At 55.6% G+C, this 23818-nt stretch carries 18 protein-coding genes, 2 tRNA genes and 2 rRNA genes; 16 read left to right on the top strand and 6 right to left on the bottom strand.

All coding sequences use genetic code 11. The features are described from left to right. Both HXY34_02060 and HXY34_02055 read right to left on the bottom strand, forming a co-directional pair. Positions 1-117 (bottom strand): 23S ribosomal RNA (locus HXY34_02060); the annotation flags it as partial. A 166-nt stretch (positions 118-283) separates the two neighbouring features. Next, positions 284-1786: ribosomal RNA gene (locus tag HXY34_02055) — 16S ribosomal RNA — on the bottom strand. Positions 1787-2749: 963 nt separating this feature from the next. Between HXY34_02055 and HXY34_02050 the strand changes: the two genes are divergently transcribed. Then, a complete protein-coding gene (locus tag HXY34_02050) occupies positions 2750-5353 on the top strand; it encodes a HEAT repeat domain-containing protein (GenBank protein ID NWF94903.1) in 2604 nt (867 codons plus the stop codon). A gap of 36 nt (positions 5354-5389) precedes the next feature. On the opposite strand, the gene HXY34_02045 is transcribed toward HXY34_02050, so the two are convergent. Next, complete coding sequence (locus HXY34_02045) at positions 5390-5881, bottom strand: hypothetical protein (GenBank protein ID NWF94902.1); 492 nt, start codon at positions 5879-5881, stop codon at positions 5390-5392. Between the two features lie 428 nt (positions 5882-6309). On the opposite strand from HXY34_02045, the gene HXY34_02040 reads away from it, so the two are divergent. The 7 genes from HXY34_02040 (at position 6310) to HXY34_02010 (ending at position 9561) form a co-directional block, all read left to right on the top strand. Then, positions 6310-6921 (top strand): hypothetical protein, encoded by a 612-nt coding sequence (locus HXY34_02040; GenBank protein ID NWF94901.1) that lies wholly within the window; start codon positions 6310-6312, stop codon positions 6919-6921. Next, positions 6918-7211, top strand: a complete 294-nt coding sequence (locus tag HXY34_02035; GenBank protein NWF94900.1) for a hypothetical protein — start codon at positions 6918-6920, stop codon at positions 7209-7211. The genes HXY34_02040 and HXY34_02035 overlap by 4 nt, the downstream gene beginning before the upstream one ends. 46 nt (positions 7212-7257) lie before the next feature. Further along, positions 7258-7364: transfer RNA gene (locus HXY34_02030), tRNA-Ala, on the top strand. Between the two features lie 51 nt (positions 7365-7415). Then, complete coding sequence (locus tag HXY34_02025) at positions 7416-7811, top strand: DUF302 domain-containing protein (GenBank protein ID NWF94899.1); 396 nt, start codon at positions 7416-7418, stop codon at positions 7809-7811. Positions 7812-7833: 22 nt separating this feature from the next. Further along, entirely contained in the window at positions 7834-8613 is a 780-nt protein-coding gene (locus HXY34_02020; protein NWF94898.1) for a methyltransferase domain-containing protein, read from the top strand. A 26-nt stretch (positions 8614-8639) separates the two neighbouring features. Next, positions 8640-9071 (top strand): OsmC family protein, encoded by a 432-nt coding sequence (locus HXY34_02015; protein ID NWF94897.1) that lies wholly within the window; start codon positions 8640-8642, stop codon positions 9069-9071. A gap of 52 nt (positions 9072-9123) precedes the next feature. Further along, entirely contained in the window at positions 9124-9561 is a 438-nt protein-coding gene (locus HXY34_02010) for an OsmC family protein (protein NWF94896.1), read from the top strand. A gap of 47 nt (positions 9562-9608) precedes the next feature. Here the strand turns inward: HXY34_02010 and HXY34_02005 are convergent, their stop codons facing one another. Next, positions 9609-12071, bottom strand: coding sequence for a valine--tRNA ligase (locus tag HXY34_02005; GenBank protein ID NWF94895.1), 2463 nt, complete (start codon positions 12069-12071; stop codon positions 9609-9611). A 212-nt stretch (positions 12072-12283) separates the two neighbouring features. Here HXY34_02005 and pyrH point away from each other — a divergent pair, with 212 nt between their 5' ends. The 5 genes from pyrH to HXY34_01980 all read left to right on the top strand — a co-directional run bounded on the left by pyrH (position 12284) and on the right by HXY34_01980 (position 17527). Next, on the top strand, positions 12284-12970 hold the full coding sequence (pyrH, locus tag HXY34_02000; GenBank protein ID NWF94894.1) for a UMP kinase: 687 nt from the start codon (positions 12284-12286) through the stop codon (positions 12968-12970). Continuing rightward, the gene (locus HXY34_01995; protein ID NWF94893.1) at positions 12963-13304 is read left to right on the top strand and encodes a MarR family transcriptional regulator; all 342 of its coding nucleotides are present in this window, start codon (positions 12963-12965) and stop codon (positions 13302-13304) included. The genes pyrH and HXY34_01995 overlap by 8 nt, the downstream gene beginning before the upstream one ends. Before the next feature lie 299 nt (positions 13305-13603). Next, positions 13604-13792, top strand: coding sequence for a transposase (locus tag HXY34_01990; protein ID NWF94892.1), 189 nt, complete (start codon positions 13604-13606; stop codon positions 13790-13792). Between the two features lie 88 nt (positions 13793-13880). Continuing rightward, positions 13881-17150, top strand: coding sequence for a hypothetical protein (locus HXY34_01985; protein ID NWF94891.1), 3270 nt, complete (start codon positions 13881-13883; stop codon positions 17148-17150). 266 nt (positions 17151-17416) lie between these two features. Continuing rightward, positions 17417-17527, top strand: a tRNA-Leu gene (locus HXY34_01980). A gap of 695 nt (positions 17528-18222) precedes the next feature. On the opposite strand, the gene HXY34_01975 is transcribed toward HXY34_01980, so the two are convergent. Next, positions 18223-19251 (bottom strand): hypothetical protein, encoded by a 1029-nt coding sequence (locus HXY34_01975; GenBank protein NWF94890.1) that lies wholly within the window; start codon positions 19249-19251, stop codon positions 18223-18225. 116 nt (positions 19252-19367) lie between these two features. On the opposite strand from HXY34_01975, the gene HXY34_01970 reads away from it, so the two are divergent. Next, entirely contained in the window at positions 19368-20549 is a 1182-nt protein-coding gene (locus HXY34_01970) for an acetoin utilization protein AcuC (GenBank protein NWF94889.1), read from the top strand. A 274-nt stretch (positions 20550-20823) separates the two neighbouring features. Here the strand turns inward: HXY34_01970 and HXY34_01965 are convergent, their stop codons facing one another. Further along, positions 20824-22071, bottom strand: a complete 1248-nt coding sequence (locus HXY34_01965) for an ORC1-type DNA replication protein (GenBank protein NWF94888.1) — start codon at positions 22069-22071, stop codon at positions 20824-20826. Positions 22072-22431: 360 nt separating this feature from the next. Between HXY34_01965 and HXY34_01960 the strand changes: the two genes are divergently transcribed. After that, a complete protein-coding gene (locus tag HXY34_01960; GenBank protein NWF94887.1) occupies positions 22432-23118 on the top strand; it encodes a 50S ribosomal protein L11 methyltransferase in 687 nt (228 codons plus the stop codon). Beyond that, positions 23060-23815: an exosome complex RNA-binding protein Csl4 gene (locus HXY34_01955; GenBank protein ID NWF94886.1), complete on the top strand. Its 756-nt coding sequence runs from the start codon at positions 23060-23062 to the stop codon at positions 23813-23815. The genes HXY34_01960 and HXY34_01955 overlap by 59 nt, the downstream gene beginning before the upstream one ends. The last annotated feature ends 3 nt before the right edge of the window (positions 23816-23818 follow it).

Below are 23818 nucleotides of genomic sequence, written 5' to 3'. Positions count from 1 at the left end.
TTCGGAGACCCGCGGATCACAGCCTGCCAGCGACTCCCCGCGGCTTATCGGAGCGGTGCCCCGTCCTTCATCGGCACGCAGCGCCAGGGCATCCATCGTGTGCTCATTCTGTCTTCCCTCCCCCGCCGGCAGCGGCGGGACACCAGCTGCCCGGGGGCAAGGAGACCCTGTCATTCCTACATTTCACGCGCGTCAGTTGGTAAGGTACGGCACGCGCACCGACCACAACCAGAATACGGCAGGCAGTTGAGCCACGCGGGAAAAGGTGGGAGAGAACTCCCTAGAAAGGAGGTGATCCATCCGCAGCTTCCGCTACGGATACCTTGTTACGACTTCTCCCTACTTGCGGCATCAAGATTCGTAGACGCCCGGTGGGCGCCGCCTCACCCCAATGCCGCTCGCATGGAGCGACGGGCGGTGTGTGCAAGACTCAGGGACGTATTCTCCGCGCGCTAGTGACACGCGGATACTAGGCATTCCAGGTTCAAGTGGGTGAGTTCCAACCCACGATCCCAACTACGAGTGCGTTTCGCGATTGACTTCACCTCTCGGTGTCGTGACGCATTGTCGCACCCATTGCAGCTCGCGTGTGGCCCCGGACACATGTCGGCATACGGACCTACCGTGGCCCTACCTTCCTGTGCCTTTTCGGCACCGGTCCCGCCAGTGTGCCCCAACAAGACTTGCGTCTCTGGCTGGCAACTAGCAGACAGGGTCTCATTCGTTGCAGCACTTAAGCTGATACCTCACGGCACGAATTTGCGATGGCCATGCACCAGAGGGCTTCCTGTCGAGCAAGGTCGTCAACCTGGCTCTCATCCTAAAGCCAGTCCGGGTAAGTTTTTGAGCGTTGAGTCTGATTGAACCGCAAGCTTCACGCCTTGTGGTAAGCCCCCGCCAATTCCTTTAAGTTTCAGCCTTGCGGCCGTACTTCCCAAGCGGCCCGTTTATCGCTTTCGCTTCAGCACTGCAGTGGCTCGTGGCCAATGCAACACTTAACGGGCATTGTTTACACCCAGGACTACTCGGGTATCTAATCCGATTCGCTCCCCTGGGTTTCGTCCCTCACCGTCGGGCACGTTCTCGACGACCGCCTTCGCCACTGGTGGTCTTTTACAAATCACAGGATTTCACCCCTACTTGTAAAATACCGTCGTCGTCTCCCGTCCCCAAGTAAGGTGGTATCCCTACGGTTCCGTTCGTTGGGCGAGCGGATTTAAGCAGGGACCTACCGAACAGGCTACGGACGCTTTAAGCTCAATAATTGTGGACACCACTCGAAGAGCTGGTTTTACCGCGGCGGCTGGCACCAGCCTTGCCCTCTCCTTTCTGATGGTTCTCCTTGGAAAGCCATCACAGATGGAGTTATCCCCCATCACTCGGCTTGGCCCACTCACGCTTTCGCGCATTGGTGAGGTTTCGTAACTGCTGCACCCCGTGGGGCTAGGGACCTTGTCTCAGTTCCCTTCTCCGGGCCACGACTTACATCGCCCGATCGGGTCACAACCTAAGTGGGCCGTTACCCCACTTACAAGTATGATCCGGTGGCGCCCCGTCCTGTGGCGGAGAGGCCCGCATGCCTGGGTCATCCATCTGAGAGCTACATCATTTCCAGAACGAAGCTCCTACGGCAGATTAGCGCCAGTTTCCCGGCGTTGTCTGCCTCCACAGGGTAGGTTAGCGACACTACTGAGCCGTACGCGACGGGCCAGGATGCTGGTCCGTACCACTTGCATGTCTTAACCCCAAGCCGATAGCAGTGTCCTCTAGCAGGATCAACTAGAGTTGGTTAGACAGGAGTTGTCCAATTGACGACTGTCTGTGTTCCGGCAAGGAAGAGTGGACACACACAGTCAGCACACTAAGCGACTTGCTTGATAGAAGTACAGGAGTGGCGGGTCTGTTGGTTCAGTTGTCCCGTTACACCTGGTACTGTTGAGCATATCTTAGACTTGAGGTGATTCCGACTCAGGGGAGTCAGTCTATCTCGAGTCCGCATGATGTATTCGTGTCCCGAAAGAACGGGCCCTCATCGCTAGGCTACAGCCACGAGCATCAGGCCTGACGCCATAAGACACGAAACATAGATACTCTTCCGCGTAGTCAATAAAAAGCTTTCCAAAGCGACCGAGTCTGTTATGGGGGCAAGGTCTGATGTCCGCAGAGGCGTGTCTGGGCATGAACCTGGTTCGTCCGCATGGATGCTCCTTCAGGGGGTCTGGGGTAGTGGAGGTCTGCAGACGCGCCCTTCGACTGGCTGACTCGTACGAGCGTGGCCCACGAGGTCTTCGCACATTTTGATTTCCGTCCTGAGACGTCAGGCTGGGACCAGGCATGCAAGGGGCCGAAGCGACTGGGAGCGAGCGGAGTGGTGACGAGTGGAGAGCAGCCTCTGAGAAGCGGCTTTGAAGAGCGCCCTTTGGTATGCGGCTTTGAATTGAGTTCTACTTCTTCTGACCGCCTCTCGGAAAGGGAAGGGGTTCGGGAGGTTCTGAAGCGCGGTCTTGGAGAACGGCCTTGAAGAGTGGCATTGGAGCGGTGCTGTTCGGAAGGTTCATCGTGCTGCCCGATTAGTACGAGCATGGCACGCAAAGCCACCCCATTTGCCGGTCTCGGTCCTGGACTGACAGGGCGACCACCCATGTACAGCGTCCTGTGACTGGGAATGTTCATAACGCAGGGATTGTCAGGTGGGAGTGACCGCAGACGTGTGGCATTGTTGGTCCGTTATCAGTTTGGAGTGAGTGACTTGACAGACTTCCATGACTACCTTGAGATGCTGGTTCGTGGGCAGTACCACGAGGCGGAGAAGACATCTGGTGCAGAGCGAGACCTGTTCACGTTTCCCACGGCGCGACCGCAGTGGGCGCCCCCGAGGCACTATGAGATAGAGCGGCTGACCATCGACTGGAGGATGGACCTTGAGAACGAGCGGGTGGATGCGGTGTCGCGGCTGAGAGTGCATCCCATTGTGCCGGAGCTGTCGACGGTGGTGCTCCATGCAGTGGAGTTACAGGTCATTGGTGTACAGGACTCTCGTGGGGAGGCTCTTGACTGGGAGATGCGGCCCGAGGAGCAGCTGATGTCGGTGCGTCTGAACAGTCCTCTTGCGAAGGGTCAGAGTGAGGAGATCACATTTGTCTACACCATAGACCATCCGCGGGGCGGTCTCTGCTTTACCAGGCCGTGTCCCGAGTTTCCCGACGTGGAGGTCAGTGCGTGGACGCAGATGCAGGATGACTACTGCCGCTATGTCATCCCCGTGTACGACAACCCAAGTCACAAGTTTCCCTTTGAGGCGATGGTCACAGTGCCTGCCGGATACTTCGCGGTCAGCAATGGCAGGCTGGTGGAGCGAAAGAAGAATGACGATGGCACCGAGACCTTCCACTGGGTGCAGGAGCTGCCCATTCCCGCCTATCTGATCACGGTGGCGGTCTCAGAGTACGTCGAGTACCGTGAGGACCTCGACGGTCTGGAAGTGACATACTATGCGCACAAGAAGTGGGACCGTGACACCGTCTACAGGTCCTTTGGCAGGACTCCTGAGATGATCCGGTTCTTTGAGTCCCGACTCGGGGTCAAGTATCCATGGGTGAAGTATGCGCAGGCGACGGCTGCCAACTTCACGATTGGCGGGATGGAGAACACCAGTGCGACAACGCAGACTGACGCTACACTGCATGATGAGAAGACCCATCAGGACTTTGAGTCCGAACCACTGGTGGCCCACGAGCTTGCTCACATGTGGGGTGGCGACCTTGTCACATGTCGCACATGGAGTCATGGGTGGCTCAATGAGGGGTGGGGGACACAGATGCAGAACGAGTGGCGACGTCATCAGATGGGTGATGACGAGTACCTCTACGATCAGTTTGGCAAGCAGAACTCGTACTTTGACGAGGACAAGAACAGCTATCGTCGCCCGATTGTCTGCAACGAGTGGGAACGTGGGGGCGATGTGTTCGACCGACACCTCTACCCCGGGGCGGCATGGAGATACTATATGCTCAAGCATCTTGTCGGTGAGGAGACGTGGTGGAGGATACTCGGTGAGTGGATGACCCGCTTTGCTCACAAGTCTGTCTACACCCACGACCTTGAGCGACTCGTCACGGAGATGACCGGTGAGGACTATGGCTGGTTCTTTGAACAGTGGCTCTACAAGGCTGGCTACCCCGAGTGCAAGATCAAGTGCTCATACGATGAGAAGGCCTGTCAGGCCCTCGTGAAGATTGAGCAGACGCAGAAGAGCGATGATGGGATGACCCCTGCGGTGTTCAGGTTCCCGCTGGCCGTGGACTTCGTCAGTCCGGACGGGACACGCACAAGGTATTCGATGAGTGTGACCGAACGAGTACACAGCTTCTACTATCCTGTCAAGGAACGACCCAAGCAGATTGTCGTTGACCCGGACTATGCCGTCCTCATGGATGCGGACATTGAGAAGCCTGAGCCCATGTGGATTGAGCAACTGCTCCATGGGGCCAATGTGGTACAGAGAATAAAGGCAGCCCAGGCGCTTGGCAAGAAGGTGACTCCGAAGGGCCTTGAGGCTCTGGGAAAGGCGCTCAGAGAGGACAAGTTCTGGGGCGTTCAGGCCGAGGTGGCCAGGGTGCTCGGCTCACTGAAGACTGAGTCAGCGCTCGACCAGCTCCTCACTGGTACGGAGCTGAAGAGCAGCAAGGCGCGCACGGCAGTGGCGAGGGCACTGGGGCAGTTCTACAAGAGTGACAAGGCGCTGGGTGCTCTGAAGAGGCTGCTCAAGGACCCTGACAGCTACTTTGTGGCAGCAGCCGCAGCTGCATCCATCGGCAAGACGCAGCATGAAGAGGCCCTCAAGACTCTCACTGACGGACTGAAGAAGGCACCAGACACATGGCACAACATTCTCCGACAGGGGTATCTCGAAGGGCTTGTCGCCACCGAGAAGATGGAGGCAATCGAAGTCCTCACCCGGTTCGTCAAGGTGGGCAATGACGACTATCTGCGACGTGCCGTGCCAGTGGGGCTTGCAAAGCTGGGAAAGAGGTACAAGAAGGAGCATCCAGAGGTCAAGGATGAGCTTGTGCGACTGTTGAATGACCGGTCATACCGCGTCCAGCTCGCTGCAATACAGGCTGCCAAGACCTATGGTGACGCCACGCTGATACCGGAACTGCTCAGACTGGCTGAGAGCGCGGTGGAGTCCACTGTTGTTCGCTTGGCCAGGGAAGCAGTCAGAGAGCTCAGCAAGCATAAAGAGGACCGATTGATAGACTCGGTACGAAAGAGCGTGGAGGAACTCGAGAAGGAGAACCACGACCTCAAGGACCGTATGGCCAAGATCGAGTCGCGGTTGCAGACCGAGTAGAACTCGCCGGGAGTGCTCTCGCCCTCCCGTGTCCTCTCACCTGAACAGCTCGCGAGTCAGAGCGCTGCCACAGTACTCGCACTTGATGGTCTTTCCCGACTTTATCATGTCGACCTCTTCAGGTTCCAGCGATGCTCCGCACTTGACACAGTCCCACTCTTGAACTGTGTCTGCTGGAACTGAGCCCGTCATCGTGTCTGCTGGTACTGAGTCCCTCACTGTGTCGGTAGGGCCCGTGTGAAGGCGCCGTTCAGGGAGTGACGGCTCTCTCCGCCTCCTCAGGAAACAGTCTCTGCACAGATGAGGCACTCTCCTGCCAAGTGCTCGGGCGACAAGTATCCTCCGGACTATTCCCGGTTCGATCTGCTTTCCACAGCTTGCACAGACCAGCTTCGGCATCTTTCCCCTCCGCGCGTTGTCGATTATACATTGTCTGCAGAGCAGTGGACTGGCATCGAAGGCCTCCTTCAGTCTGATGGCCAGTTGTGGAGGTATTGGTCTGCCACACTGAGAACATCTTGGACTCATGACTTCTCAACCCGGGAGAGTGCTAGACCCACTCTACTTATGCATCTTTTTGGGATTGAGACACGGCTCAGTCCCTCAGGTGATGGAAGGGCGGGTTAGCCCCGCCATTCGTCGCGACCAAGGTTGGACCTCTTGGCCGCATGCAGTCCGTCGGTCTCTTCCATCTTCGAGTCAGTGCCTGGGGACTCGGTGACGGTGCTGTCCCAGCGCGTATCGCTTCAGGCATGTCTCTATCATGTCGTGCAGGTATAAAGCCCGAATGAACGATGGTCATAGACGATTCATCCATGGTAGAGGCCTCCAGACTCGGTGCAGTCACTGTGTCGTGAGTATGTCATAGCATAAGTCAAAAGACAGTATGAATCGTCCATTGACAATAATACCCCAGCAATCAAGTCTAGGACTGGCGTCAATTAATGCAGGACCAATTGATTTCGCTGATTAGACTGGACTTGCTCCTCGAGTCTATGACAGGTGCCATCTCACTGTTGATATGTCACAATGCCACTGAAGCCTACAGACTGACCGGACAGAAGCGACTGTCTGACTTGTCCACAGGTTTCCTAGTCTTGGCAGTTGCAATGTTCGGTCGGGTCGCGGGCACCGTCTATGTCTTCGTGCTCATGGCCTCGGGTGGCGGCGAGAATCTGGCTCGTCTGCTCATAACCGGCTATGGTGTCATGAGGATTATGGCCTATGTACTCTTCTTGGTGTCCACTCGCCCAACACTGCGACATCAAGACACTCCCGTTACCGTTGTCACCATGCTTGCGATACCCGCACTGGTGGAACCCAGGCTGGACATCATAGCAACCCTGGTCCTGATAGTCGTGGTCCTGCAGGCGGCTCACAACTATGTGTCTGTGAGAAGCAGCTACGCTCTATACGTCTTGTCTGGCTTCACCTGCATCCTCCTCAGCCATCTCCTTCCGGTGCTCGCACAGAACGAGGTGGTCGGATACTTGGCTGGACAGGTGTTTCAGTTCCTTGGGTTGGTTCTGCTGCTGGCGATGGTAGTCAAGGCAGGCAGGCAAGGATGAGGTCGAAGAAGCCGTATCGCTCGAAGATTCGCATCATGGTGGACATGATGCGCGCCATACAGGCGACGGGCGATGATGGTGCTGGTCCGACCAAGATCCTCTACGGCGCGAACCTCTCTCACGACCGCCTGACACAGTACCTGGAGGAGCTACTTCAGAAGGAACTCATAGTCGAGGTCCGGGAATCAGACGAGTCAAGACTGTATGCTCTCACCGAAAAGGGTAGGAGCTTCCTCGACGAGTTCGTGAAGGTCGAACGCCTCTCGGATGCGTTTGGGATCGAGATCTGAGCAGACAAGGTTTTAAGAACTCACGAACCTCTTCTGTCAATACACAGGGCCGGTAGATTAGACCGGTAGATCGTCTGATTCGCAACTCGGCTGGAATGCCCAGCGAATCGAGAGTTCAGAAGGTCGCGCGTTCAAATCGCGCCCGGTCCACCACCACTTTTCACCATCGTTAAGCATATTAGTCTGGAGGTCGCAAACTGGAGTATGGTCGATGTACTACGAAAGGAGTTACGGGTGTCCTTTGACGAGGCAGTGAAGAGGGTGGAGACGGCCTGTACCGATGAGGGCTTTGGCCTTCTGGCAACCAAGAACCTAGACCAGATATTCAGAGAGCGGCTTGGAGTGACGAACTACCCACGATACACGATGGTGCTGGCGTGTGCGCCCCAGCTTGCAAAGATGGCTCTTGATGTGTCGAAGGACGTGGGCACACTGTTTCCCTGTTCGTTTGTGGTATATGAGGAGAACAACAGGGTCTTCGTTGCGCACACATCAATCATGAAGACCGCAGTCGAGACCGGTCTGGCTACTGCAGAGGCCATGAGGCCGGTCATAGATGCTACGAGCAAGAAGGTCCGAGCCGTCTGGGACAGGATCTAGTAGATGAGCAGGGTGAGCTGACTTGAACGACGAGCGTGCCCACGAATGGGACGACAACGCTGAGGCATATGCCTCCCTGATTGACCAGCGTGGCACGCCGCATCACAGGGCTATACTCAACCCGTGTGTGGAGCGACTCCTCGGAGACATCAAGGGCAAGACATTGCTTGATGCGGGGTGTGGTGAAGGGTACCTGTCGAGGCACTATGCACGGATTGGTGCGCTCGTGACTGGAGTCGACATCTCCTCCCGTCTTGTCAGAGAGAGCAGTGACTTGGCGACGAGAGAGGGGCTGAACATCGCCTTCATTCAGGGGGACATCTGCCACATGAGACAGCTCCCGAATGGCACCTTCGATGCTGTGCTCTGTAACCTCGTCCTGCTCAATGTGCCTTGCATAGATGCTGCTCTTCTCGAATTCAACAGGGTCCTGAGGCCCGGCGGAGTCTTGGTCTTCTCTGTTGTACATCCGGCATTTGATGTCTATGGCCCGGGCCACTGGGAGATGGGCGAGAAGAGTCCGAATAGTGGACGCAGGCGGGGCCTCTGGTTCGTCATGGACAACTACTTCAGCGAGACCGAATACAAGAGGGTATGGAAGACGAGGGACGGAAGGGACTTTCCTGTACCGATAACATTCTATCATCGAACACTGTCGACCTACATCTCCTCAGTGAGAAAAGCAGGACTCCTCATTGACGCCGTCGAGGAGCCCCTCCCTCCGAGTGATGATGACTTCTTCGAGAGAGAGCGGCGAATCCCCTTCTTCTTGGTGATTCGAGCCATAAAGCCTGCCTGTTGAAGAGTCAAGACTAGGAGCGTGAACATATGAGTGAAGAACCAAGAGTATTCGAACAACATGTGAGATGGACTGAAGAGAAGTTCGGCGAGGTCACTGCAGCCGGCATGCCCGCAATCAGAACGGGCGGTCAGATTCAGACGGGTGCAACCAGATATCACACACCTGAAGACCTGCTTGTTGCAGCAGTCGCCACATGCTTCATGAACTCATTCCTGGCCTTCATCGAGAAGATGCACATCGAAGTCAAGTCCCTAGAAGTGGTGGGACGTGGTCATCTTGAGAGAGTTGACAGGAGCTATGAGATAACCAAGGTGTTTCTGAACGTAAGGGTGGTCATCGAGTCCGAAGAGCTTCGTCCGAAGATTGAACGCGCGCTTGAGCTGGGTGGCAAGTACTGCTTTGTCGGCAACAGTCTCAAAGGCACAGTTGAGCACACTCATGAGATAGTTGTTTCCTAGCACTCGAAACTGATATGACTCACGCATACAGCTAAGGTGTGGTGTGTTTCCAATGAGCGTCGAGACTCACAAGTATGAGGTCCGTGTGGACTGGACGCATGACCGCGTCGGAGAGCTGCTCTTAGAAGGCAAGCCACGGTTGCAGGTGGCAACGCCTCCTGAGTTTGAAGGGGGTGTTCCGGGTATTCACTCACCCGAGGACCTTTTCGTGGCATCGGCTGCAGCATGCATGATGACCACTTTCGTGGCCTTTTCCAAGAAGAGTCGGCTTGAGTTCCTGGCCTTCAGATGCGAGGGCGTGGGGACTCTTCAGAAATTGGAGAAGGGCTTTGAGTTCACGAGGATTGTCCTACGAAGCACTGTTGAGGTCAGTAGTGAGGAGCTGGTCTCGAAGGCTGAACGCGCGTTGGAGCTGGCAGGGAAGTATTGTCTGGTTTCCAACAGCATGAAGTGTCAGGTCGTTCATGAGAACTTTGTGAAGGTCCGGTAGTGCACTCTTGCCACCTTCGGTGCTTCAGTGCCGTCCCGTGTGAGCTCTCATTCGCTAGGGGGCCTGATGTAGATCGCGTCGGCACTCTCGGGCAACTCAACTCTGACGAAAGCGGGGTCTTCCGGAGTCCCAAAGTGAAGTCTGCCGATACCATGCATGGCCTTCAGGTCCATCTCCCACGGTCGAAGCTTCTCTGACACAAAGGCCTCAGGAAGCGGCTTCCTGAGCGACATGTTGTTCTCCCTCTTGTATCTCCAGAAGCCTGCGTTTGTCTGCAACAGCAGACCCGTCTGTTCAACGAGAGGCGACTTCCATGACTTGACTGGCTTCGGATACGGCTCTCTGTGTACTCCTCTGGGGTTGTATAGCTCTCTGTATATCTTGTCAGTCACGAAGGGTATGATGGGGGCTAGAGCCCTGAGCAAGGTCTTGAGGGTCTCGTGAAGCGAATACCAACCCGACTTCTGCTGAGACTCGGTGAACTGCCCCTCCGCGTTGAAACATCTGCCCTTGAACATCTCGAGGACATGGTCCGCAAAGAGATTCCATGTGAAGCCGCGAAGTTCGATTGCAGGCTTGTGAAAGTCCAGCTGCTCGCACTCTGGAACTATGGTCTCTACCAGCTTGTTTGTCTCTGCAAGAAGCCAACGGTCTGCTTGAGTCAGTTCCTTCATGGGTGGTTTCTCCGGCATCGGAAACATCGAGATGAAACGGGCGATGTTCCACAGTTTCGTTATGAACTTCGCCACTCCAGAGAGCCGCTCTTCAGAGAAGCGCACATCACTTCCGAGTCCTGCTTCGAGCACACCAAACAGCCTCAGGGCATCTGCACCATACTTGGCGATGATGGGATTGGGGTCTGGAGAGTTGCCACGTGACTTGCTCATCTTCTCTCCCTTGTCATCTACCACATGTCCTGAGATCCAGACCTCTTTGAATGCTGGCAATCCAAGGAGCTGGTACGTCCTCAGAAGTGAGTAGTATAGCCATGTCCGCACTATCTCCTTCCCCTGAGGACGCATCACATTGCCGAATGCCTTCTTGAAGAGCTGCGCATCCCGCTTGTAGCCTATGATCTGCAGACCGCTGATTGAGGAGTCCATCCATGTGTCGAAGGTCCGTTCTTCTCCTCTGAACCCCTCTCTTGCACCACAATGTGGGCACGAGTCAAATGGCGGGTCCTCATTCCAGGGCCGATAGTACCTCAGTCCCTCCCCGTTATCTGGGACAACCGCTTTCCCGCATGACTTGCAATACCACAGTGGGATCTCCGTGCCGTAGAACCGCCTGCGGCTGACCGGCCAGTCCACGGTGACCCTGTTTATCCAGTCAATCAGGATCTGCCTGTGGAACTCAGGGAAGAACCTCGTGGTCTTCGCAATCTCCATCAGGGGGTTGACGAATTCGGTCTGCTTCACATAGTACTCGTCCATCGCAATGAACTCTATGGGGGTCTTGCTGCGCCAACAGAGTGGCACTCTCTGGGTTGTCTGTTCTTGTCTGAGAAGTATGCCCTTCTTTCTGAGGTCTTCGATGACCCTCTTCTTGGCCTCTTCCACCTTCAGCCCTGCATACTTCCCGGCCGCCTGTGTCATTGTACCATCAGGGGCTATGGCAGCTATCGGTCTCAGAGCAAAGTCACGGAAGGCCATCACATCTGCCATGTCTCCGTAGCTGCAGACCATCAGTGCGCCAGTGCCAAAGCCCATCTGTGCAGTCGGGCTCTCGATAATGGGCACTTCCAAGTTGAACAGAGGCACGATTGCAGTCTTCCCACCGTATCCGCCATACCTCTCATCGTCCGGATGTATGAAGACTGCTCCGCAGGCGCACAGCAACTCTGGTCTGGTGGTCGCAATCTCAATTGGCGCCATGCCCTTCACTTCAAATCGGAGGTAGTTCAGCACACTCTGGCGTTCCGTGTACTCCACTTCTGCATCCGCTATTGTTGTGCCACATTCGAAACACCAGTTGTTTGGCCGGTAGTCACTATACACAAGTCCCTTCTTCCACAGGTCTATGAATGTGGCCTGCGTCACTGCCCTGTATTCAGGGCTGTCTGTCCTATAGCTGCCCGACGGGCTGTACGTATTGAAGGAGATGCCAGCTCTCTTGAAGGCCTCCACAACCTCCACCTCGTAGAGGTTCAGCTGTTGCCTGCACTTCTCGACAAACTCAGCCCTGGGGGTTGTATGCATGCTCATGCCGAACTCCTGTTCTACCCTCAGTTCGACAGGTAGGCCATTACGGTCAATCCCAAGGGGGAAGTTGACCTCCATCCCCTGCATGCGTCTATATCTGGCAAGCATGTCAATCTGCGTGTAGTGTATGAGTTGCCCAAGATGCACATGACCGGAGAGATACGGCGGCGGTGTGTCAACCGAATACACAGGCCGCTTTGACCTTGGATCGAATGCGTATGTGTCTTCCATCTGCCAGAGGTCGCTGATCTTCTTCTCCTCGTCTGGCGTCCATCGGTTCGATTCGATTGCTGGGCTGAACTCGGACAAAACACTCATTCTCCTTGATGTCAACAAGGGGAACCCATTCCTTTTGCACGCCGGGGCCGTATCTCCTAAAAGGCTTATGGACAACAGCTGTTGTCCATGTCCGGCCTCGCGTGCCCCCCGTCGATATTACGACGGGCCTGTTCCAAACAGGAAAGTTTCTTTAGCAACACGAGAGAGTCCCACCTCACAAACCCCTTGGTTGCGGACGGATAATGCGTGCGGTCATCAAGATAGGCGGCTCTCTGCTTTATGACGACACGGGACAGCTGATAGTGGACCGTGTACGTGAGTATGCAAGAGAGCTCTCCACGCTTCACAGGAACGGCCACCAGTTGGTTGTCGTTGTCGGTGGGGGCAGACCTGCTAGGTCGTTCATCTCTGCAGCCCGACAGCTGGGTGCCAGCGAGGTACAGGCGGACTGGCTGGGAATCAAGATTGCCCGACACAATGCAGAGCTGCTCATGTCTGCTCTGCCCGATGATGCTTACCCCAGAGCTGTTGAGACCCTCGAGGAGCTAGAGATAGCCGTCTGTACTGGACGGGTGGTGTTGATGGGAGGTCTCACACCGGGTCAGTCCACGAACGCTGTGGCTGCACTTGCAGCTGAGGCCATCCGGGCGGACTGGTTGCTCAATGCGACCAATGTCGAGGGGGTATTTGACCGCGACCCCAGTGAACCGGGCGCAAGGAAGTTGGACCAAGTGAGTATTGTGGAGCTTCAGGGAATACTCTCAGGGAGCGGGACGAGAGCCGGAGAGTACAAGCTGTTCGACCCCGTGGCAATAAGCATTGTAGCACGGTCAAGGATTCCTACTGTGATACTTGACGGTAGGACACCGAAGAACATCGTCCGTGTTCTGAGTGGCGAGAAGGTGGGGAGCGTGATAGTACATGGATAAGACCAGCGAGGTCTCCAATGTGCCGAGAAACAAGCGGCTGCTGGAGCGGGTATTCGCATCTCGGGCGCAGACTCGTGTCGTCCAGCTCTTCCTCGACCGGCCGAAGGAGTTCTTCAACCTGAGCAGGACCGCCAAAGAGACTGGTCTTGCTCACTCAACAATCCACAGGGTCATGCGGCCGCTCGTAGAGATGGGCATCATCAAAGAGATCAAGGTGGGACAGCAGATTCGTCTCTTCATTCTTGAGACTGAGGACCCAAAGAGTAGACTGATTGCGGAGTTCTATCGACAGATCCGCCCGCTTCTCGATGAGATTGACGTTCCCACCGAGTGAGACCATCCTGTCACTGCATGGAACACATTGACTCTTCCCCTCATGGGTACGGGAGCAGTTGCCCAGAAGTTGGACATTCTTGTACTGGTCGTGTACCAGTTGGCTGAGCCGAGCCTGATATGTGCTGAGGTCTTTGCCCACGCTCATGCTCACAGTGTCGCATGCTGCCACTGTGCTCGGTGTCTGTACGAAGACGACCCGACGCTGGGAGGCCGCCGGGCTCCTGACGTGCCTGCGGACGCCGGGAGGCCACAGACAAGTCGAGCAGCTGCCACGCCTGTGGAGAGCGGGGCATTCGAGTGTCGGACCCGGACTCGACCGAGCAGGTCAGAGGTGGAGAGCACTTCTACTGCCCGTCATGTGGTACTCACATTCACGCTGACATCAACGCAGCAAGGAATCTTGCACAGTCCAGTGCCGTTCCTGGAAGGACTCGGCTGGCAGCAGAATCTCCATCTGCATCTCCAACTTCGTCCAACTTACAATGAACGGCCTAGTCTAGGGAATCAAAACATTCTAAGCCCACTTACTGACTTGGCAGTACACAGTATCGATGCGACTGTGGTGCATCTACCGATGTCTGAGGTCAGAGATGTAGTAGGCAAGATTGCCTCTCTAAGTGAAGAGGAGGCAAAGGTGTATTCGCTGATTATCGGCGCTGGAAATGTCACTAGCGGTGACATCGCCCTGCTGGGTGGACTGCCTCTGGAGAAGGCTCAAGCGGTCGTCGCGCACCTTGTCAAACAGAACTTGGTGGTTGAGTTGCCGGGGATAGTGACCCGGTATCAGTGTGTTCCACCATTCGATGGGCTTGCCAGAGAGGTGGAAGGCATAGGTGCCCGGGTCGAGCAAGCCCGCGGTGAGCTCCGGGAACAGGCCGAGAGTTTCACAGGTGCTGTCCGTGACAATCTGCTTCAGATTGTCGAGTCCGCACTAGAGCGGCTGGACAAGGTCGACTCGGGGCGCGAGGCACAGCAGTCCGAAACGGTATCTCTGCTGGAGAGTTCCATCGAGACTGTGGAGAAGGGGTTCAAGGAGTCATTGAAGAACATCGAGAGCAGCGCAGTGGCGGCCACCGAGGCATGGAAGAGCTCCTCCGTCGAGAGCATAGAGCCCGCCGCCAGCGAGATAAAGAACAGCTTGGCCACAGCGGTACACTCGGTCGCATCTAGGGTCAAGAGCTGGACTTCTGAGACCAAGAACACAATCGCTGACACCAAGACGACTTTGCTCAGCAGTATCGAGTCGCATGGCAAGAGAGCACATGAGGTTCTGGAGGCACAGTCTCAGAGCACGGGTGAGACGCTCCGCGGACGAGCTGCATCGACAGTTGACGGTATGGCGCGAGTCAAAGAGAAGACTGTTCAGGGACTCGACGCGGCTGCGGGTCAGATTCGTACGGCTTTCTCTGGGACATCGGAGTCACTGTCAACAGCCCTCGAAAAGTCAGAGACGAGTCTCAGCAGCTCGCTGGAGCATTCGACCCATGACCTTGAGACGCAAATGGGTCGTCTGATTGCTGACACGACCGATGTGCTTGCGCGTCTTCAGTCGCAGGAGGGCAACAGACTGAAGGAACTCCAGTCATCTGTAGTCGGGGCGACTGAAGAGGCTCAGGCCGGCATTGAGGCGTCGCTGAGGGACTTTGAGTCGGCGGTGACCTCATCATCTGACGGGCTTGTGAAGCAGGCTACGAGCGTGTTCTCAAGCCTCACCGACCAGATCAACTCATTTGCTGTCTCTGCGGAGTCACAGGTTCGCAGTGCAATGGAGCGTATGCACGCCACCAGCACGGGTTCTATCCAGGAGTTCTATGACAAGACCAGCGAGATGGCAGAGACCTTCGTAGAACATGTGGAGACCGTTCTGTCTGATAGCAAGAAGAGCCTGAAGGCACGAGTTGACAGTACTGGTGCCTCTCTCAAGGGGCTGAATCAGGACTCCTTGGAGCGGTCAAGGGCTATGCTGCAGGAGTCGGAGTCCAAACTGGCCCAGTCACTGAACGCCATTAGTGAGAAGACCAGCAAGGGACTCACGGGTCTCGCGCAGAAGACCGAAGAGTATCTTCGTCAAATGGCACAGCAGTTGCAGGCGGAGATAGAGCGTGTGGTCACGACGGCTACAGAAGAGGTTCAGAAACACACTAGTGCGGCCAGCTCGGAGATTGCCCAGGTTGTCAGTGCAGAGCTCAAAGACGTGTCAAGGAGTCTCGCGTCTCAGCTTGAGGCCTACCGGACTCGGTATGACGAGTTGGCGAGGCGTATCGATGATGTGTCCAGGCAACAGGTGGACGCGCATGACAAGGCCGCGGACCATGTTGCTGCTCAGGTGGTTGCTGAGAAGGAACACCTGATAGAAGACGCGGACGCGAGGAGACGGCAGGTGGTGGGTGCCCTCGACTCAACAAGGGGCGAGTTGGGCGAGACCGCGGCAGCATCTGTTTCGACGATGAGAGACGAGAGCATACGGCTCATCACTTCCTTGGCCACCGCTGTGAGTGACTCAGTGGCTCAGTGGCACGGAGATGCGAGCTCAACAGTGACAGGTTGCACAGACAAGACAAAGTCACACTCAGGGCGCCTGAGAGAGTCTGTGCTGAGCCACATGACCGCCTCCGGGCAGACTGCGTCCGAGACCATTGAGGGCACCAAGACAAGTATTGCCTCAGTCCTCGACAAGGCAAGACAGCAGTTCTCGGCTTCATCACGTCAAGGAGTTCAGAGCGTCCATGATGCATTCAGCGACACTCTCGAGTCAGTCACTGCGGACTTGGAGCGCGCGTCCAAGAGTTGCGAGCAGACGATTCAGGCCTCTCTGCAGGCGTCCTCGCAACTGATTGAACATGTTTCCACAGGAGTTCAGAGTGATATGGACCAGACACTGACGGCGTTCAGCAATGCGATTGCCGAGATTGGTTCTGCCCTGGAGAGTTTCTCATCGGAAGCGAGAGACACAATCGATGGGACTCTCGGCAGACTCTCGGAAGAACTTGAACAGAGTCTGGAGTCTGAGAGCAAGGCAATGCAGTCCCTCTTGGCAACATCGAAGGAGTCTGTGGACAAGGCGTCCCAGAAGCTTGTGGGCACTGTGAAGGACGGTACAGACGGTCTAGTGGCGAGTCTGAGAAAGGAACTGAAGTCCTCCGAGAAGTCCTCCGAGAAGAGCCTCTCGGCCTCCAAGTCCAAGGCAAAGGCTGAGCTCGAGAAGGCGTGGGGACAGGTGGCAGAGGCGAGCACGTTTGTCAGAGAGGAGGTCACAAAGCTGAGAGGTCTTGCTGAGGAGAACGAGATGATAGGCAAGGCTGAGGCAACCATCGCAAAGGCGTTTCCAAGTTCTGCAGGCACGAGTTCCACAGGGGTCGAGGTCACCAAGCTGCTCAGGTCCGTCTGGAAGGTCGTGAGTGAGACCGACTTTCCAGGAGCTAAGAAGACATGGACCGTGGTGACACGCAAGGCTGTTCTTGCACAGATCCAAGACATGATTGACCGAGCCAAGTCAAAGGTGACTCTGATACTCCCAAGCCCTGAGGAGATGCCGGTCGAGACACTTGCCAGACTCAAGTCGACTACTGGCGTCGAACTGGTCGTGACAGAGTCCCCAGCACTCAGTGCCAAAGTGAAGAGCATTGTTGGCAAGGGCAACATCCGCGTCCGCTCACGGGCAGAGAAGGACGTCTATGCGTGCATACGCGACAGTGAGGAGATGCTTCTCGCACCAGCAACGCAGAAGGATGAGGATGTCGTCGGAGTAGTGACTGAGGATGACGGATTCGTCAGGTTCGTCATGGGAATTGTCGGTCCCATCTTCCAGTCCAAGTCGAAGCTTCTGCGCCCAGAGGATGTATGATTCGGTGTCTCTACCAGCCCCACGCACCTCTGATTGTCAGTCGCGTAGACTCTGAGTCAGGAGTCGTGTCGCTCCCAAGAGACCGCACTGGAATGCCTACTGGTGGTTGTCTGAGTGCCAGACCGCCTCCAATCCATGTGAGTGTGCACATCCAACCATGGGCGCCCCACACTCTGAGCACAAGAAGCCGGTATATACACTGGACAACTACCGCCGGCCCATTTACGGAAACGCCTAAATACAGACTGAGGCCGTAACCATCTGAGGCCGAGGTAGCCAAGCTGGCCAACGGCGGTGGACTCAAGATCAGAGGCTTGCTCCAATGAGAAATCCACTCTCGTAGGAGTTCAGGGGTTCGAGTCCCCTCCTCGGCACCAATCCCCAATCCCACGAAGTAGACAGGCGATGAAAAGAGAGTGCTCACGTTGCCTCCAACGCGAGCACTTCGGATACTGTTAGCGGGGCTCTCTCCATCACTTCAGACTCATCTCTGAGAATGGAGGCGCCATCGGGACTCCCAAGGCTATGAGGTGTCATGTCCATTCACTGCCTTCTGAAGTACTGATAGGCGACGGCCCTTGTGGAGATGAGGGTGCGCTTGTGGGTGCGCTGGTTCTCGCTGGTCATTGTGTTCACCTCACGACAGTGGAGTATGCGTAGCCAAGAGCACGGGTCGACTGGGCCTTGCGCGTCCAGTCCTTCACAGGTTCAGTCCGGTTGTTAGTTGCTTGAGCCATGATTGTTCACAAGTAACACAGCGCAGACTGAGTATATAATGCGAAGCCACGTCCTGAGGTCACCCGAACAGGTCACATCATGTTACCATGCTGTTCATGCCTGCGACTGTGACCGCCTGCTTCGTCAGCGTACTCGGCAGTACATCAAGGCTAGCAGTATTTGGCACCTGCTTGACTCGCCCAGTGCTTCCCTTACGGCAACGCTCTCTGTTTCTTCCACGAGAAGCGCCATTGGTTTCGTCGCCCTCGCTACGTGATAGGTCTGGATTTGTCCTCGCCCTCAATCTCGATTGGACGGCTGGTCCACTCTTGAAGGCCTGTGACTTCTTTGTTCCTTATACGTATGCTTCCCACTCCTTGCTCCATGGCTTGATTGAACGCACCGCATCCACCACTGCTCGGATGTTGTCCCTCGGCGTGTCAACAGGTATCACACAGCCCGGGGACACAATCAGTCGCTTCAACCTTGTCTGTCTTATCGTGTCCAAGACCTGTGCCTTGATGTCGTCCACTGTGCCAGTGCGCAGCAGTCCTTGCTGGTCTACACCGCCAAGCACGGTCCTCCTCAGCCGTGCCTTTCCTTCAGCAAGTGTCGGCACTGCAGTCTGGTCCTCCCAGTTCAAAGCATCTACAGCGTGAGTGCGATCTGCCAGGTCAAAGCGGACCTCTTCTCCCCTCTCGCCTGTGTGAAGGTGTACGACTATGAACTTGGCCTTCCCGGACAGTCGTGACAGCATCTTCTCCTGGTAGGGCAACACGAATTCGCGATAGTCACGGTCGCTGACTGCGGTCTTGGTGGAGTGCTGGGACGCGATGAAGAGACCATATGAGCCTGCTTCTAGGACTGCTCGTGCAAAGTCTATCATGACGTCTGTGATGAGGTCAAGTGTGTGTCTCATCACATCCGGATGACTCTCTATGTACTGAACCAGTTTCTCTTCGCACAGCTTGTCAGCGACCATTGCAGGATCAAATACAGTTGCCATGGTTGGAACTCTGTCGCTCGCATATGCTGCAATCATTTCCATGGCCCTCAACTGCTTTCCAAACTCACCTGTGTTGACATCCAGCGGTTCAAGGGTCTCCCAGTCTTCAACACTGGTCACTGCGCAACTCTCGCAATGGGTCGAGCCAGAAGGCCGACCATCATATGCTGCGACACAGCCCCAGTCCACGACCGGGTATCTCCCGTGAAATGACACCTTCAGGAGGTCATGGTTGAACTCCCTGTGGACTGACACCTCTTCATGAGCCAGACCTTCCGCTGTCCTGTCCCGCTCCGGATGGTGCATCCATATTGCCACTGGCAAGCGCTCCTCGACATTGCCAAGCATTGCCTGTTTGATAAGCTCGAAACTTGACATTGTGGGTCTGTCGTCAGCATTCTCTCAGAAGAGCGTTTCGAGCTAGGTATGGGACATTCCAGCATGATTAATAGCCTGTGTCTTTCCGGGCCGCATCAATGAATGAGGGACCGCACTTGGAAGCGACGACTGCAGTCTTCAGTCCCGAAGAGATGATGAAGCTTGATGGCATAGACCATCTGCACAGGATGAGTGCGGTCCCCAATCCGTTCTGGAATCGTGCCAGATTCGAGATCACATGGGCTCTCCCCTCTATGTGTGGACTCTTGGACAGACCCGCGGTCACTGTGGCTCCTATGCGCATCGCATCGAGGGATGAGCTGAGAATCTACCATGATATATCATACATCGAGACGATTGAGCTATTTGGGAATTTGGGCAATGCCTTCTCATCAAGATTCGGCCTGGACACCGACGCGTGCCCTGTGTTCCAAGACTTCCACCTCTATGCTGCATACCCTGTCGGTGCGAGCATAGACTCGGTCATGGGGGTCGCTACAGGACGGTTCAAGAACGCAGTCTCATTCTATGGCGGCCTTCATCATGCCACGGAGAGCAGAGCCTCGGGCTTCTGCTATTACAACGACTGCGTCATAGCCATCAAGAAGTATCGAGCCATGTTTCCCGACAAGAGAGTGCTCTACCTGGACACTGATGTCCATCACGGCGATGGAACACAACAGGCGTTCTATGTTGACAGGAACGTACTGACGATTTCGACCCACGAGTTCTCACTCGGCTTCTTCCCGGGCACAGGGCAATCCGACGAGATTGGCTATGGTGATGGCAAGGGATACTCCGTCAACATACCTCTCCCACCTCTTACCGACGATTTCGAGTTCTGGAGAGCCTTTGAGGATGTCATCGTCCCAATATGGTCTGCTTACAAGCCCGACCTGGTCTTCTGGGACGTGGGTGCCGACTGTCATCAGGGCGACCCGCTGGCAGACCTGATGCTGACCAATGACACATACGTCCGGATGGCCAAGACTGCCAAGAAGCTCACACACCGCCATGGAAGCGGGTTGGTCATCACAGGTGGCGGTGGCTACAACCCAGTCTCCACGGCCAAAGTCTGGACACTGGTGCTAGCAGAGATAGCCGGCCTCTCGCTGCCTCCTGAACTCCCTCGCGAGTGGATTGACCTCTGTGCCAGACACGGCTATGTCGTTGACCGCGACTGCTGGACCGACCGACCCCATAGAGTGAGTTGTGAACATGAATCGAACATCCGAAGGGCTGTAGACGAGGCGATAAGCGCAGCAAAGACCCAATTCTTCCCCGTGTTCGGTCTGTAAGGCCCATTCTGCCCTCCGAGAATCCACTCATTGTCGGTTGGATTCAGTCTGACACCGGACTCGCGTCATTACTTGTCGACTGCACTAGGACCAAGCTCTCCTTGAGGTCGGCCGGAGTATCGGGCTTCCTCCATCTCACTGTCTCTATGTACTGTCACATACGCGACGCCATCCAGAACTAATCGAGTGTCTAGACTCTGACGTTCTGCCGCACCTCCCCACACTTCAGTTTCCCACGAGCCCTCGGTCTTTCGGTGGCTGTCTTCCACCTGATCTATGACAGGATGGTCTTTGCAATCTTACTGAGGCGCGGGTCCTCGTCGAGAATGGTCGATATCTGCGACTTGCTCACGGCCAGCCGAATCTTCTTCGTTCTTCCATACCTACCCTTCGATATGACCGTTGTATTGATCAGACCCAGCATGTCTAGCTCCGATATCAGGTCGGAGACTCTTCTCTGAGTGAGTGTGTCAATTGACAGGGCGTGTGCTATCTCGGAGTAGACATTGAAACACTCACCGGTGAAGATGTCCTTCTGGCCTCTACTTGCTAGGGCATAGACCGCCAACAGCACGGCCTTGGACTGCATGGGGAGCGTCTTGATGGCCTCACTCACGCTGTCTCTCTCTAGGACCTTCTGTGCCTCGCGAACATGGTCTTGGGTGACCTTGTCGTCTCCTCTCCTCTCCGCAAGTTCTCCTGCTGTCCTCAGCAGGTCAAGAGCACGACGTGCATCACCATGTTCCTGAGCTGCGAGAGCCCCCACGAGGTTTATGACACCCTCGTCAGATACTGCTTCGTCCGTGAATGCCATCTTGACCCGCTGTTCAAGTATCCCTCTCAGTTCGACTGCATTGTAGGGTGGGAATATCACCTCCTCTTCGCCAAGCGAGCTGAGTACTCTTGGGTCCAGCATCTCTTTGAACTTGAGGTCGTTGCTGATGCCTATTATCGACACTCTGCTGCTCTCAAGTTCTCCATTCATGCGGGTCAGTCCGTAGAGGATGTCGTTGCCCTGACTGACGTCCCGTTTGAGAAGGCTGTCGACCTCATCAAGGACTATTGTGAGTATGTTAGACTCCTCGTCGAGCTTGCTCTTGAGCAGGTCCCTTATCTCATCGGTTGGAAGTCCGGTGAATGGAACCTCGGACCCATCTGGCATGGTCGCGTCAATCTGGTCGCAGAGTCTCTTGAGTACCCTGTAGTTGGTGCCCACTATGCGACAGTTGACATAGGCGGTTATTGGTGGCTTGATTCCGCTCTCCTGTGCCTTCTCCACGAGCATGTTCAGAACGTATCTTGCAACCACTGTCTTGCCAGTCCCGGTCTTTCCGTAGCAGAGAATGTTGGATGGAGGGGCGCCTCTCAGGGCAGGGCCAAGTATGGACGCTATTCGGCTCATCTGTTCATCCCGATAAGGGAGTGTGTCAGGGACGAACGTCGGTCGAAGAGCATTTCGATTCCTGAAGATGCCCTGGCCTTGAATGAACTTGTCAAAGAGCTTGTCTAGGGGCTTCTCCATCCATTCCATCTCCATTAGAAAGACAGGTGTATTTCTACTGCATTTCCTGTGGAGCCTATGGAGCTCATGGAGAAGATAAGGCTAGGTATTACGTCATCACGCGACGTCCGCCCGACGGGAATGGCCAATAGCTGACCTGGTCGGAAGAGCGATTCCCGGTTGGACTCACAACAGCCATGCAGAAGCCGGACCGACTTGAGTGCGTCGTGTGCGGGCTTATATAAACAGACGTATACTCGTTTCTTCTCAGGTCGACAGGCACTGACTGACCTGACCGAGTGACTCCAGTGCTGTTCACTAGGAGTGAGAGTCCCCTGTGTCAGACACCGTCCAACTCACGATGAACGGGGATTAGATGGGATGCGTCTCAAGGAACTAGAGATGGCTCTTCAGTCATTGGAGCGGACTCATGAACTGGATGTGTCACTGGAACAGTATCCTACTCCAGCAGGCACAGTGGCGTCTGTGCTGTTCGCTGCTCAGATGGAGCATGGGGACATCACAGGAAGGACGGTGTGCGACTTGGGATGTGGCGATGGTATATTCGCAATTGGCGCTGCACTGCTGGGTGCCAAGTTCGTGATTGGCGTTGACGTGCAATCCAAAGCCTTAAAGGTGTCTCGAAGGAACGCAGAACTGCTCAGCAAAGAGGACACCACAGACTGGGTCCTCGGGGATGTCTCCGCTCTAGAACTGAGATTCCCAGTCGACACCGTTGTCATGAACCCCCCCTTCGGCGTTCAGAAACGTGGCGCTGACGTGGCCTTTCTGAGGAAGGCACTGGCAATCTCCAGTGTCACGTATAGCCTACACTTGGCAAGTGACAAGAACAGAGCATTCCTGAAGGATACCGTCAAGGACCTTGGAGGAACGATCACTCAAGTTGAGAATTTCCAGTTCCAGATGAGCCGACTGTACGAGTTTCATAAGAAGCAGACGCACCAAGTCAGCGTGGATTTGTATCGTATATGCACTAACGGTGGGCAGAATGGCAGAAGTGAAGAGCGGCGACATAGTGGTGCCAGGCGACAGGCTTTGCGTGATTGAGGAGCTGTTGCCGAGCTACGGGACGTACGAAGAAGACGGTGTTGTGTATGCTGCAACATCTGGGTCTGTATCAATCGACCTGAAGAACAGGAGCGTTCAGGTGCTCGACCATAATGGTCGAACGCGCCTCTGTCTCCCGGTTCAAGGTGATGCATTGGTGGGTGAAGTCACAGACGTCTTCGACCAGCGTGCTGAAGTGGCCATTGTGAAAAACAATGACGAGGACATACACAGCTATGCCATAGGTGAGGTGCACATAAGCAACGTCACGCGACGGTACGTGAAGTCCATGCATGATGTTCTCAGCCCTGGAGACATTGTACGCGCAGCGGCTATGAACACATACAAGCTACCAATCCAGCTGAGTCTGGTGGGCCCTGAGTTCGGTGTCATACTGGCCAAGTGTAGAAAGTGCGGTAATCCTCTGACATTGACTTCGCACAACAATCTCTTCTGTCTGAGGTGTGAGAACAGAGAGACTCGAGAGGTGGCCAATGACTACGGACTGCGGTTTGGTCTCGAAGCGCGTCCGGACTTGGCCGTCAGACGCAGGCAGACCTACGATCGAGAACGGCCCGGAGCCCCACCGTCTGGGCGGGGAGGTCGCTCCCATGGACAGAGAGAGAGTTCCCAGGGATTCTCTCGTGGTCGCCGAGGAAGCGGCGGCTCGAGACGTACAGGTGACCGGAGGCGATAGAGA

The organism is Candidatus Thorarchaeota archaeon (assembly GCA_013388835.1).
Taxonomy (GTDB): Archaea; Asgardarchaeota; Thorarchaeia; order Thorarchaeales; family Thorarchaeaceae; genus JACAEL01.
The sequence above is the reverse complement of the archived record's forward strand: the minus strand, read 5'-3'. Positions and strand labels throughout refer to the sequence as shown.

Excerpts from the sequence above, each read along its gene's own strand:
- HXY34_02045 (NWF94902.1), bottom strand. The coding sequence starts at position 5,881 with ATGAGTCCAAGATGTTCTCAGTGTGGCAGACCAATACCTCCACAACTG.
- HXY34_02035 (NWF94900.1), top strand. The coding sequence starts at position 6,918 with ATGAGGTCGAAGAAGCCGTATCGCTCGAAGATTCGCATCATGGTGGAC.
- HXY34_02025 (NWF94899.1), top strand. The coding sequence starts at position 7,416 with ATGGTCGATGTACTACGAAAGGAGTTACGGGTGTCCTTTGACGAGGCA.
- HXY34_02015 (NWF94897.1), top strand. The coding sequence starts at position 8,640 with ATGAGTGAAGAACCAAGAGTATTCGAACAACATGTGAGATGGACTGAA.
- HXY34_02010 (NWF94896.1), top strand. The coding sequence starts at position 9,124 with ATGAGCGTCGAGACTCACAAGTATGAGGTCCGTGTGGACTGGACGCAT.
- pyrH (NWF94894.1), top strand. The coding sequence starts at position 12,284 with ATGCGTGCGGTCATCAAGATAGGCGGCTCTCTGCTTTATGACGACACG.
- HXY34_01995 (NWF94893.1), top strand. The coding sequence starts at position 12,963 with ATGGATAAGACCAGCGAGGTCTCCAATGTGCCGAGAAACAAGCGGCTG.
- HXY34_01985 (NWF94891.1), top strand. The coding sequence starts at position 13,881 with ATGTCTGAGGTCAGAGATGTAGTAGGCAAGATTGCCTCTCTAAGTGAA.
- HXY34_01975 (NWF94890.1), bottom strand. The coding sequence starts at position 19,251 with ATGTCAAGTTTCGAGCTTATCAAACAGGCAATGCTTGGCAATGTCGAG.
- HXY34_01965 (NWF94888.1), bottom strand. The coding sequence starts at position 22,071 with ATGGAGAAGCCCCTAGACAAGCTCTTTGACAAGTTCATTCAAGGCCAG.
- HXY34_01960 (NWF94887.1), top strand. The coding sequence starts at position 22,432 with ATGCGTCTCAAGGAACTAGAGATGGCTCTTCAGTCATTGGAGCGGACT.
- HXY34_01955 (NWF94886.1), top strand. The coding sequence starts at position 23,060 with ATGGCAGAAGTGAAGAGCGGCGACATAGTGGTGCCAGGCGACAGGCTT.